Origin of the sequence: uncultured Shimia sp. (genome assembly GCF_913054185.1) — a bacterium.
Lineage (GTDB): Bacteria > Pseudomonadota > Alphaproteobacteria > Rhodobacterales > Rhodobacteraceae > Shimia.
This window is the reverse complement of the sequence record NZ_CAJXIV010000001.1, coordinates 102,454-113,329: the sequence shown is the minus strand read 5'-3', so window position 1 is coordinate 113,329 and position 10,876 is coordinate 102,454. Positions and strand designations below refer to the sequence as shown.

Annotated in this window: 12 protein-coding genes and 1 tRNA gene; 6 read left to right on the top strand and 7 right to left on the bottom strand. The window is 54.8% G+C overall.

Features of this window, described 5'->3' with window-relative positions; genetic code table 11:
• Both QZ517_RS00605 and QZ517_RS00600 read right to left on the bottom strand, forming a co-directional pair.
• On the bottom strand, nucleotides 1-203 hold a 203-nt coding region (locus tag QZ517_RS00605), incomplete at its 3' end, for a MarC family protein (RefSeq protein ID WP_294220343.1).
• A gap of 42 nt (nucleotides 204-245) precedes the next feature.
• On the bottom strand, nucleotides 246-2,102 hold the full coding sequence (locus tag QZ517_RS00600; RefSeq protein ID WP_294220350.1) for an ABC-F family ATP-binding cassette domain-containing protein: 1,857 nt from the start codon (nucleotides 2,100-2,102) through the stop codon (nucleotides 246-248).
• A 132-nt stretch (nucleotides 2,103-2,234) separates the two neighbouring features.
• On the opposite strand from QZ517_RS00600, the gene ndk reads away from it, so the two are divergent.
• Nucleotides 2,235-2,657: a nucleoside-diphosphate kinase gene (gene ndk, locus QZ517_RS00595; RefSeq protein ID WP_294220339.1), complete on the top strand. Its 423-nt coding sequence runs from the start codon at nucleotides 2,235-2,237 to the stop codon at nucleotides 2,655-2,657.
• A 72-nt stretch (nucleotides 2,658-2,729) separates the two neighbouring features.
• Here the strand turns inward: ndk and QZ517_RS00590 are convergent, their stop codons facing one another.
• Nucleotides 2,730-3,065 (bottom strand): TfoX/Sxy family DNA transformation protein, encoded by a 336-nt coding sequence (locus QZ517_RS00590; protein ID WP_294220336.1) that lies wholly within the window; start codon nucleotides 3,063-3,065, stop codon nucleotides 2,730-2,732.
• Nucleotides 3,066-3,694: 629 nt separating this feature from the next.
• Between QZ517_RS00590 and QZ517_RS00585 the strand changes: the two genes are divergently transcribed.
• From QZ517_RS00585 to QZ517_RS00575, 3 genes are read left to right on the top strand one after another with little or no spacing between them, the layout of a single operon-like run.
• Entirely contained in the window at nucleotides 3,695-4,843 is a 1,149-nt protein-coding gene (locus QZ517_RS00585; protein ID WP_294220331.1) for an AI-2E family transporter, read from the top strand.
• On the top strand, nucleotides 4,843-5,109 hold the full coding sequence (locus tag QZ517_RS00580) for a hypothetical protein (RefSeq protein ID WP_294220328.1): 267 nt from the start codon (nucleotides 4,843-4,845) through the stop codon (nucleotides 5,107-5,109). Before QZ517_RS00585 ends, QZ517_RS00580 begins: the two co-directional genes overlap by 1 nt.
• Before the next feature lie 10 nt (nucleotides 5,110-5,119).
• Nucleotides 5,120-5,587 (top strand): phage holin family protein, encoded by a 468-nt coding sequence (locus tag QZ517_RS00575; protein ID WP_294220325.1) that lies wholly within the window; start codon nucleotides 5,120-5,122, stop codon nucleotides 5,585-5,587.
• A 161-nt stretch (nucleotides 5,588-5,748) separates the two neighbouring features.
• Here the strand turns inward: QZ517_RS00575 and rnd are convergent, their stop codons facing one another.
• From rnd to QZ517_RS00555, 4 genes are all read right to left on the bottom strand, one after another.
• Nucleotides 5,749-6,906: a ribonuclease D gene (gene rnd, locus QZ517_RS00570; protein WP_294220321.1), complete on the bottom strand. Its 1,158-nt coding sequence runs from the start codon at nucleotides 6,904-6,906 to the stop codon at nucleotides 5,749-5,751.
• A gap of 85 nt (nucleotides 6,907-6,991) precedes the next feature.
• Nucleotides 6,992-7,585 carry a phosphoribosylglycinamide formyltransferase gene (purN, locus tag QZ517_RS00565; RefSeq protein WP_294220319.1) on the bottom strand — a complete coding sequence of 198 codons (594 nt, stop codon included), beginning with the start codon at nucleotides 7,583-7,585 and terminating at the stop codon, nucleotides 6,992-6,994.
• A complete protein-coding gene (purM, locus tag QZ517_RS00560; RefSeq protein ID WP_294220318.1) occupies nucleotides 7,582-8,631 on the bottom strand; it encodes a phosphoribosylformylglycinamidine cyclo-ligase in 1,050 nt (349 codons plus the stop codon). The genes purN and purM overlap by 4 nt, the downstream gene beginning before the upstream one ends.
• 108 nt (nucleotides 8,632-8,739) lie before the next feature.
• Nucleotides 8,740-9,705: an MBL fold metallo-hydrolase gene (locus QZ517_RS00555; protein WP_294220315.1), complete on the bottom strand. Its 966-nt coding sequence runs from the start codon at nucleotides 9,703-9,705 to the stop codon at nucleotides 8,740-8,742.
• A gap of 124 nt (nucleotides 9,706-9,829) precedes the next feature.
• Between QZ517_RS00555 and QZ517_RS00550 the strand changes: the two genes are divergently transcribed.
• The gene (locus QZ517_RS00550; protein WP_294220312.1) at nucleotides 9,830-10,762 is read left to right on the top strand and encodes a LysR family transcriptional regulator; all 933 of its coding nucleotides are present in this window, start codon (nucleotides 9,830-9,832) and stop codon (nucleotides 10,760-10,762) included.
• A 35-nt stretch (nucleotides 10,763-10,797) separates the two neighbouring features.
• A tRNA-Ile gene (locus tag QZ517_RS00545) sits at nucleotides 10,798-10,874 on the top strand.
• The last annotated feature ends 2 nt before the right edge of the window (nucleotides 10,875-10,876 follow it).

Below are 10,876 nucleotides of genomic sequence, written 5' to 3'. Positions count from 1 at the left end.
CCAATGCCGCCCAAAACTGCCTCACCCAAGAAGGCAAAAACAGCAAACAGAAAAAACGCTGTAATACAGGCCCGCAGGCCAATCCTACGACGTTCCTTTTCCGGCACGCCTTGAGTCAACGACACAAAAATTGGAAACAGTCCAATTGGGTCGATAATTACAAAGAGGGTGACAAAAGCCGTAATGAAGGCTGCACTATCCATGATCGCTGTAAGTTCCCGTAAGATATTCGCCAGACGCTACGCTTAGCCTTCGGCTTTTTCCAGCTTTTCCAACGCCTTCATCCAAAGTTCTTCGGCGCGGTCCTGTGCATCACGCACTTCGGCGTATTTCTTTTGCCAAACCGCCATTTCCCCCAGTTTTTCGTCCTCGTAGAGAGTTGGATCTGCAAGCTTTTTGGCCAATTTGTCAGCCATCTCGTTGATCTTCACAACCCGCTGCTCAGATTTTCGCGCTTCAGAACGCAGTGTTTGGATGTCGTCGCGGCTGGCTTTTTTTGCTGCTGGTTTTGGCTTGGATTTTGACTTGGATCCGGCAGGTTTGTCAGATGTAAGCAACAGCTTGCGGTAGGCTTGCAGATCTTCTTCGTAAGGTTGAACGGTGCCATCCTTCACCAGCCATAGGCGATCTGCGACCAGTGTAAGCAAGTGCATATCGTGGCTGACCAAAATGACCGCGCCGGTGTAGGCGGTGAGTGCCTCAACCAATGCCTCGCGGCTTTCGATGTCCAGGTGGTTTGTTGGTTCGTCGAGGATCAACAGATGTGGCGCATCCAGCGTGGCCAGCAACAACGACAGACGCGCCTTCTGCCCACCGGACAGCCGACCAACCTCGGTTTCGGCCTGCGCGGCGCCAAGACCAAATCCGGCAAGGCGGGCGCGCAGGCGGGCCTGACCCTCGGCGGGGCGCTCGCGCATCAAGTGCTGAATTGGCGTTTCATCAACGTAGAGCTCATCAACCTGGTGTTGGGCAAAGAACCCGATGCGCAGTTTGGTTGACGTTGTGAATTTTCCACCCATCGGCTCAAGCCGGCTGGACAGAAGTTTGGCCAACGTGGATTTACCCTGGCCGTTTTTGCCCAACAACGCGATGCGATCATCTTGATCGATGCGCAGGTTCAGGTTTTTGAGCACCACTGTATCGTCATAGCCAGTAGAGCCACCTTCGATGGCAATGATTGGAGGAGACAGCTCTTCTGGAGTGGGGAAGGTGAAGACCACGCGCGCCGCATCTTCGGGCGCGGTGATTGGGGTCATCTTCTCCAGCATTTTTACGCGGCTTTGCGCCTGCTTTGCCTTAGACGCTTTAGCTTTAAAGCGATCGACAAAAGCTTGTAGGTGCTCCCGGTGGGCTTGTTGTTTCTTGGCCGCTGCGGCCTGTACCGCGCGCTGCTCCGCGCGTTGCTTGGCGAACTGATCATAGGTGCCTGTGTAGTACGCCAGCTTGCGCTCATCCAAATGCAGGATGGCTCCCACGGAACGGTTCAGAAGCTCACGGTCGTGGGAAATGATCAGGACCGTGTGTGGGTATTTGACCAAGTAATTCTCAAGCCACAACGCACCTTCGAGGTCGAGGTAGTTGGTTGGCTCGTCAAGCAGCAGGTAGTCGGGCTGCGAAAACAACACGGCCGCCAAGGCCACGCGCATGCGCCAACCGCCGGAAAAAGCTGAGCAGGGTTGTTGCTGGTCTTCGTGATCAAAGCCAAGTCCTTTGAGGATCGAGGCCGCACGCGCTTCGGCACTCCAGGCGTCGATGTCACTCAGCCGGGTTTGAATCTCAGCGATACGGTTTGAGTCCGTTGCCGTTTCTGATTCTGCCATCAGCGATGCGCGTTCCGTGTCCGCGGCCAAAACGGTGTTAATCAAGGAGACTTCGTTGGAAGGCACCTCTTGCGCCACGCCACCAATTTTCGCCCGATTGGGCAAGGTGATGCCGCCGCCTTCAAGAGATAACTCGCCTCGGATCAAGCGGAATAGGGTGGTTTTGCCAGCCCCATTGCGGCCAATCAGACCCACTTTGTGGCCGGTGGGAATGGTGGCGGAGGCCTCCTCAAACAGAGGGCGGCCTTCAACGGAATAGGAGATGTCTGAAATCTTAAGCATGGGGCGGGTTTGGCGCACAATTGCAGCGGCGTCAATCACCGCTTTTCAAGTGCGTCAACGCGTGGTATCGCAGCGCCAATTCGAATATTGGCTGGACGTGGTGTCTGGCCCTCACTTTATGGAGATACAGACATGGCTCTGGAACGCACCTTCTCGATCATCAAACCTGATGCCACACGCCGCAACCTGACTGGCGCGATCAACGCCAAGTTTGAAGAAGCTGGCCTGCGCGTTGTTGCGCAGAAGCGTATTCACCTGACCAAAGCGCAAGCTGGCGTGTTCTACGCTGTGCACGCTGAGCGTCCGTTCTACGACGAACTGTGCGAATTCATGGCGTCTGAGCCAATTGTTGCTCAGGTTCTGGAAGGTGAAGGCGCCATCGCGAAAAACCGCGAAGTTATGGGCGCAACCAACCCAGCAGACGCAGCCGCCGGCACCATCCGCGCCGAGTTTGCAGAATCTGTTGGCGAAAACTCCGTACACGGTTCCGACGCACCAGAAACCGCTGCGATTGAAATCGCATACTTCTTCTCCGGTCTGGAGCTGGTGGGTTAAGCCCAACCGCTTTACGGAAGATGAAATTGAGACGCGGGAGGGCAACCTCTCGCGTTTTTCTTTGGGCGGATGTCAGGCTTTTCGTTTTTCGATCACGCCAATCATGTTCAGCGCAGCTTCAAGATCAGAGCGGCCTTTGTCATGTGAACTGGCTTTGAGCGCATCAAATCGTTTCCGCAAGGCATCTTTTTCCTTGCCTTTGCAGTCGTTCCACGGACGGCCCTGAAGGCCCATCACCAGAACGTAGTAGCCAATGAAATGGGGTTTGGTGCCGGTCTTGAGAAGACGGGCATAAGTCTCATCGGCGCCCAGTGTGCGGACTTCTTCCGCAGTATGGATACCGGCGCGACCGCAGGCCTCTTCATAGGCGGGGCCCAAGTTGCGAATACTGGAAATTGGCTCTGACATGGCGGCACATTAGACCGCGTGGCCAAGCAGGGGCAAGCGGTGCCCGCAGCATTTTGTTGTGATCTAAGGTGTGATTAGATCATCGCCCAATCGCTGAAGATTGGTGTGTTGGGTGGCGCCGGCTTGGACTGTTTTTCCGGCTGACGCGGCAGGTCTTTTGTGGACTGTGACATTGTGTGCCTCCTTTAATGTCATGCCAGCACAACTCCCTTTCCCAAATATGGAGACGGCCAGCGGGTGTAGGGATGATTTTACGTATCACCTTGCGGAGGTGATGCCGGAAATGGGGCGATTTTGTGCGGATCGGTTAAGACTTGAGGAAAAGACGTCTGGGTTTGTACCATGGGCAGGGCAACACAGTTTTTGCAGGTGGATTGAAAAATCCGCGAAAAATCAGTTGATTGCCCAATAAGACCTGCGACAGTTGCAAGGCATGTGCCAGATCTTCTGACGTTGTTTGAGCGAAAGCTCGGTTGATTTGGCCAGGTGTCGAATTGTCGATTGAGGCGGCATTTGGCGCTTTGGGTTAGTGTGTCGGATTTGAGAATGATTTTGTGGATCGTGACCAAGAAAATCGCGGAAGGTCAGTCTAGATCGGCAAGTACACGTTTTAAGTGAGGGTCGTGGGTATGGATGGAAGTGACAAGAAACCGGTTGGCCGCGGCATGATGCTCATAACGCAAGTGGTTCTGTGTCTGTTTTTTGGCATTGCCGGATTGAAGTATGGCGCTTCGGTGCTTGTGCCGTTGTCTTTGGCGGTTTTGCTGTTTGTATTGATATCTGCGATCATCGACCGGTTTAAGGCGGTACGATTGTTTGGGCATAAAACGCCGGATTGGTTGGCGCATGTGTTGGCGTTTGGCGCGGTGGCATTTGGCATTGCAATCATTCTGTCAATTCTGACCAGCCAAGCGGCCGCTGTAAATGACGCCTTCCCGCGATATGAAGCCCGGTTTGCCCATATTGTCAGCCAGTTTGCGTCACTGATTGGGGACGATGCCTTTTCTGCCGCAAAGGCAGGTGTCGCGGAGATGAACCTGTCGAACCTTGCCTCCGGCGCCTTGTCCTCCGCCAGCGGCTTCCTGAGTGCCCTGTTTTTGGTGATCTTGTATGTTGCGTTTTTGATGGGAGAACGCGCCCCAATGCGGCAGAAACTGGTACTCGCCATTTCAGATTCACACACGCATGAGAAAGTGCTGACCATCGCGGACAGCTTGTCCAACAGCCTGCAGCGGTACGTCAGTATTAAGACATTTGTCAGTATTCTCACCGCTGTCGGGTGTTATGTTTTCATGAAGCCTGTTGGGTTGGACTTTGCAGAGACTTGGGCGGTTTTGGCGTTTATGCTGAACTTTATTCCCACAATTGGGTCCATTTTGGGAGTGGTGCTGCCGACTATTGTTGCATTGGTCCAGTTTGATAGTGCGTTGCCAATCCTTGTGGTCGTGTTTGGCTGTGGCGCGGTGCAGTTTACAATCGGCAATGTGTTGGAGCCCAAAATAACCGGGCGGACCTTAAACCTATCGCCCTTTCTTGTGATCCTCTCCTTGACCTTCTGGACTGCGGTTTGGGGTGTTCCAGGCGCGTTGATGAGCGTTCCGCTGACCGTGTGTATTATGATTGTGCTGAGTCATATCCCCGCGACACGGCCGTTGGCGGTCCTTATGTCAGGGGATGGGTATATTGATGGAGACACTGCACATGAGCAGGAGGCTGGTGAAGGTGCGTCCAAAATGAAGGGACACGACGATGTTTTACTGCAAGGAAAGGCAGATTGATGGCAACCAAAGCTGAATTGGAAGCCGAGCTTGCGCAGTTGCGTGCAGAGTTGGCGTCGCGCGATGCAGGCATAAAATCGGAAAGTCTCGTTGAGGTGACCAACACCACAAGTTCAACGCCTGATGCTACGGATGATGTGAACGGAAGTTTTGACAACGATATCAAGGAAATCCTCGCGGATCTTGAAGAGATACCACACAAGCAACCGCTGTTGTTGGCACTTGGTGCATTGGCGGTAGGCTACCTCATTGGCCGAATGAAATAGGACCCCGATTATGAGCAACCGAATTTCAAGAAACATTTCAATTATCCTGCGTTCCGAACGTTTGATCGCCCAGCGTCATCTGGCGGTTCTTCGGCGCCAAACTGGCCTAATGGCAATGGCTTTGGTTGTGTCCGCAATTGGGTTGGTGATGCTGAATGTGGCGGCATTTTTTGCGCTTGAAGACATCATGACTGCAGCTGCGGCGGCGTTGATTGTCGGTCTCGTAAACTGTCTTTTGGCAGGATTGTTTGTGCTGTTGGCATCTTCAAAATCCGGCATCGAAGAAGACATCAATGCGGTTTCTGAAGTGCGTGATATGGCCATCGAGGATTTGGAAGCCGAAGTTCGTCAGGCTGCGGATGAGGCGAAGTCTGCGGTGGATGCAGTAAAATCAATGGCAGCCAATCCGCTTGGCGGCATAGCGCCCGGCCTTGCGGCCAGTATTGCCAAAGCCGTTGTGAAGGCCATGAAGACCTGATTGCGAGCTGACTACTTTGAGGTCTCAAATTTGTTCAGAGCGCCGTTATGTGTTGGTGGCCAAGAGACCTCGACACCACATGCTCCACGTTTACAAACGGCGCAGCGTGAGGCGTTCTGCACGCCTACCGCCATTCCTCGCATTCCTGCGCACCGATGAAGTCAGAGAGAGACAATTTTGATATTGTTGCCTTTGGCGGCAAGCGCAACTTTGCCTTCGCACAGCCGTAGCGCATCTTGACCAAACACTTCGTGACGCCAACCGTGCAAGGCCTGAACGTCGCGACCACCGGAGGCAAGCGTGTCCAAATCTGCAGAGGAGGCAATCAGCTTGGGTGCCACACTGGAGCTTTCGGTCTTGGCTTTCAGCAGCACGCGCAGAAGGTCAGCAAGGGCAGGGTTGACTTGCAGTTTGTCGTCCCGTTTGGGCAGACGCGGCATGTCATCCTGAGGGCACTCTTTGCCAGCTTTGATCGCGGCAAGAATGCCGTCTGCAATCTCACCTTTGCGGGCTTCGCGCAGCAGCAAGCGGGAACGACTGAGGTCATTCATGTTGGCGGGTTTGGTAGACGCCAGCTCAACCAATGCGTCATCTTTGAACACGCGGTTACGTGGGATGTTGCGGCTTTGTGCGTGGGTCTCACGGAACCTGGCAAGTTCTCGAACGATGGCGAGAAACTTAGGAGATGTGGTGCGGGTTTTCACGCGCTTCCAGGCGTTTTCCGGATCGATGATGTAGGTTTCCGGGCGGGTGAGCATTTGCAGCTCTTCTTCCACCCAATGGGCGCGCTTGGTTTCTGCTAGTTTCGCTGACAGGAACTCATAGATCTTACGCAGGTGCGTCACGTCGCCAATGGCATAAGTCTTCTGAGCATCGGTCAGCGGACGACGCGACCAATCTGTAAAACGGGAGCTCTTATCAAGACTTTGTTTGGCAATCTTACGCACCAAAGTCTCATAGCCTGCCTGTTCGCCAAAGCCACAAACCATGGCCGCAACTTGTGTGTCAAACAGCGGATCCGGGAAAACACCAGCTTCGACAAAGAAGATTTCCAAATCTTGACGCGCGGCATGAAATACTTTGACAACACTGGTGTCGCGAAACAATTCGTACATTGGCTCCAGCGATAGGCCGTCCACCAACGGGTCCACAAGAACCGCATTGTCGTTGCTGTCACCTGGCATGGCCATCTGCACCAAACAGAGTTTGGAATAGTAGGTACGCTCGCGCAGAAATTCCGTGTCGATGGTCACATAAGGCTCATGGCGCGCCATTTCGCAAAATTGCGCGAGCTCTTCGGTCGTCGTGATGGTTTTCATATGCAGCGTGTCTTCTTGGTGAGTTCTGTGAAGCTGTGGATCACAGCACTACGCAGAAACTTAGGGGAAATCAATTCACCAACTCTTAAAGAGTGATGGGTGTGGTATTTCCTGCCGCAAACTGACGCAAAACAGCGGGGTAGAGCTTGTGTTCCTGAACCAAAACGCGGGCCGCCAGCGAGTCCGGCGTGTCGCCGTCCTCAATTGCAATGCGCGCTTGGCCAAGGATAGGGCCGTCGTCAAGTGCAGGTGTCACGAGATGAACCGTACAGCCATGCTCTTTGTCACCGGCTTCCAGCGCGCGCGCGTGGGTGTGCAGGCCTTTGTATTTGGGCAGCAGGGATGGGTGGATGTTGAGCATCCGGCCTTCCCACGGGGCCACAAAACCCTCGGTCAGAACACGCATGAAGCCTGCAAGACAAAGGATATCGGGGTGGACCTGATCCAATTCCGCTTGCAGGGCGGCCTCGAAAGCCGGGCGGTCACCTTTGTAAGGTCGGTGGTCCACGGAAACGGCTTTGACACCCATCTCCGCCGCTTTGGCCAAGCCACCTGCGTCAGCGCTGTTGGCCAGAACCAATACCGGTTCTGCGGCGTGACCGGGTAGAGCCATGTCCTCCAGGAGGCGGACCATGTTGGAGCCGCCACCCGATATGAAGATCGCGACGCGTTTTTTCACAAGAGGGAGCCTGTGTAGGACACGCCTTCACCAGCTTGAACAGTGCCAAGAGTGTATACCGTCTCACCCTGCTCCTTCAGAAGAGCAGTCAGGGCTTCCGCCTGATCAGCTTCCACGGACAGGATCATGCCAACACCGCAGTTGAACGTTTTGAGCAGTTCTGCTTCATCCATGTTGCCGGTTTTTGCCAACCATTGGAACACAGGTGGCAGATCCCAGCTGTTCAGATCAATCGATCCAGACAGGCCTTCGGGCAGCACTCGTGGTAGGTTTTCGGTCAGGCCGCCGCCGGTGATGTGGGCCAAGGCATGCACACCTTCGGCGCGCACAGCCGCGAGGCACTGTTTTACGTAAAGGCGGGTTGGGGCCAGAAGGGCCGCGCCGAGAGTTTGGCTCTCGTCCCATGGGCAGGCGTCGTCCCACTTCAGGCCGGAGACCTCGACCAGCTTGCGCACAAGGCTGTAACCGTTGGAGTGCACACCGTTGGAGGCGAGGCCAAGCAGCACGTCGCCCGCTTTTACGCCTGCGGGCAAGTCTGCGCCACGCTCCATCGCGCCAACAGAGAAGCCCGCGAGATCGAAATCACCCGCCTCATACATGCCGGGCATTTCTGCAGTCTCGCCACCAATCAGAGCACAACCTGACTGTACGCATCCTTCGGCAATGCCTTCGATGATGCGGGCAGCGGTTTCGGTTTCCAGTTTGCCGGTGGCAAAATAGTCGAGAAAGAACAGCGGTTCTGCGCCTTGGCAAACCAGGTCGTTCACGCACATGGCAACAAGGTCAATACCAACGCCGTCTACGTTACCGGTGTCGATTGCGATGCGCAGCTTGGTACCTACGCCATCGGTCGCCCCGACGAGGATTGGATCGGTGTAGCCTGCGTCTTTGAGATCAAACAATGCGCCAAAGCCACCTAGGCCTGCCATTACGCCGGAGCGCTTTGTGCGTTTGGCGGCGGGCTTGATGCGCTCCACCAGGGCGTTGCCTGCGTCAATGTCCACACCTGCATCTGCGTAGGTGATGCCGTTTTTGCCGTCGCTCATGGGGTATGTCCTTACAATCCGATGCTTGGCGTGGTCCTTACTGCATTGGCTCAGCGATTGAAACAGGGGAATGCACCGCCTGCGTTAACAGGCGGTGCATCTGTGGTTTTAGGCGCCGTATTGCCATGGCGCAGGCTGGTAAACGTAGCCGTCACCCGCATTGCGCACTTTGCCGAGTCCAGGAAAATCGAGGTGCGCGCCAGTGACCAACAGGTTGTCGGCAACCGCCCGATCAAACATGCCAAGGCGAGTTTCAACCGTTTGCTTGGCGTCAGTGTCAAAGGCGATGGTCAGGTTTGGGTTGTCAAATTGCAGCGCGGTCATGTGCACAAGGTCGCCCCAGAACAGGAGCTGTTCACCACCAGATTGCAAAAGGTAACCTGCATGACCCGGCGTGTGGCCGGGCAGGGGGAGGCTGGTCAGGCCGGGAAGAACATCCTGTTCACCGCTGTGCATGATCATACGATCCGCATAAGGCGCAACGGTGTTGCGGGCAATTTGGAAAAAGCCGCGGGAACTCTCTGGAACGCTCGCCATGATAGCATCGTCATGCCAGAAGCCATATTCGGTTTGACCCACCGCGATCTGTGCATTTGCAAACACCGCTACACCATTGGAGTCAATGAGCCCGCCTGAGTGATCTGGGTGAATATGGGTGAGGGCAATCATATCAATGGAGTCGGCGGACACACTGATGGCATCAAGTGCCTTGCTCAAATCCCCCAGCGTCTCACCCAAAAACGACGACGTGCCTGCATCGATCAAAATGCGCTGACCGTTGAGCTCCACCAGGAAAGCATTGACGGGAATGCGCACACCGCCGGGATGCAGTTTCTGTTGAGCCTTGTCCAAAGATGCAGTGACACCAGCCTCATCAAAACCTGGGATCATCTGCGGCGCTGCATCAAGGTAGCCATCCAGAAGCGCGGTTACTGTCGCTTCGCCAACCGTGAAACGGTACGTGCCTTGAAAGGGTTTTGTGGTGGGGGAAGATGCCAATACTGGCGGTGGGGCGGCGGCCAATGCGGGGGTGGCCGCGGCGGCAATAAGGAAGTTTCTGCGGTTCATCGACATAAGGGTCTCCAATATCCCTGAAGCATTTTTTACCCAGCAACTGCTGGTAAACGCTATCTAGGCTTGATATTTTGCGGGTTGTACCGATGTCATGATGATACAGGGCATAAGGAGTGCTTATAGCATGGACAGACTTGGGTTGATGGAGACTTTTGTGAGCGCCCTCAATGAGGGGAGCCTCTCCGGAGCGGGACTGCAGCGCGGCATTTCACAATCCGCCGTCAGTCAGCAAATCAGGCAGCTGGAGACACATATTGGCCAGCAGCTTTTACATCGCTCGCCACAAGGTGTGTCAGCCACGCGGGCAGGGGTTTTGGTGCAAGAACACGCGCAAAAGCTTTTGGAGCGCCACGGGCTCATGCTGGCGGAACTTGAGGCATTGGGCACAGATGTCACCGGCACCATTCGGATCAACACCGGCAACTTCCTTGGTCGTGTTGTCTTTGGTCCGGTGCTGATTGAGTTGGGCCAAGCGCACCCGGATCTTGATATCGTCCTGCGAATGGAAGACCGATTGGTGGACGTGGTGCGCGAAGGTTTTGATTTGGCCATTCGCGCCGGTCGCCTGGGAGAAACATCTGGATATGGGCGCAAGATCGCGTCGTTGGAGACCGTGTTTTTTGCAACCCCCAACTATTTGGACAAACAGGGGCGGCCAGATTCACCTGAAGACATGAAACGTTTGAAGTTTATTCAACACCATGAAGACAAGACCGCAGGGTTCTTTGATGTGCAAAAAGACGGGCTGTCTTATCAGGCACCAATTCGGGTTGGTTTTACGGCAGATGATCCCGAAATCATCCTTAGCGCCGTCCGATCTGGCATGGGCTATACGCGCGCGGCCCGCATGTTGATCCAGAAGGAGTTGGATGACGGCACTTATGAGGTGGTGTTGCCTGGCTACGAAGCGCCAAGCAAAGATGTCTTCGCAATTTCGCCCACCAAAACCGTTCCGGGATCAAAAATTGATTTGGTGATCAAGGCCTTCGTGTCGAAATTGGTGGATCTGCGCCGACAAGCTGAGTTCAAAGTGGTAGAGGGCAAACTGACCGCTTGACGCCAGTGACGGCATTTCATAACCAAGCACATGGCGGGCCTGTAGCTCAATTGGTTAGAGCAGAGCGCTCATAACGCTTTGGTTGCGGGTTCAAGTCCTGCCGGGCCTACCAAA

Excerpts from the sequence above, each read along its gene's own strand:
- QZ517_RS00600 (WP_294220350.1), bottom strand. The coding sequence starts at position 2,102 with ATGCTTAAGATTTCAGACATCTCCTATTCCGTTGAAGGCCGCCCTCTG.
- ndk (WP_294220339.1), top strand. The coding sequence starts at position 2,235 with ATGGCTCTGGAACGCACCTTCTCGATCATCAAACCTGATGCCACACGC.
- QZ517_RS00590 (WP_294220336.1), bottom strand. The coding sequence starts at position 3,065 with ATGTCAGAGCCAATTTCCAGTATTCGCAACTTGGGCCCCGCCTATGAA.
- QZ517_RS00585 (WP_294220331.1), top strand. The coding sequence starts at position 3,695 with ATGGATGGAAGTGACAAGAAACCGGTTGGCCGCGGCATGATGCTCATA.
- QZ517_RS00580 (WP_294220328.1), top strand. The coding sequence starts at position 4,843 with ATGGCAACCAAAGCTGAATTGGAAGCCGAGCTTGCGCAGTTGCGTGCA.
- QZ517_RS00575 (WP_294220325.1), top strand. The coding sequence starts at position 5,120 with ATGAGCAACCGAATTTCAAGAAACATTTCAATTATCCTGCGTTCCGAA.
- rnd (WP_294220321.1), bottom strand. The coding sequence starts at position 6,906 with ATGAAAACCATCACGACGACCGAAGAGCTCGCGCAATTTTGCGAAATG.
- purM (WP_294220318.1), bottom strand. The coding sequence starts at position 8,631 with ATGAGCGACGGCAAAAACGGCATCACCTACGCAGATGCAGGTGTGGAC.
- QZ517_RS00555 (WP_294220315.1), bottom strand. The coding sequence starts at position 9,705 with ATGTCGATGAACCGCAGAAACTTCCTTATTGCCGCCGCGGCCACCCCC.
- QZ517_RS00550 (WP_294220312.1), top strand. The coding sequence starts at position 9,830 with ATGGACAGACTTGGGTTGATGGAGACTTTTGTGAGCGCCCTCAATGAG.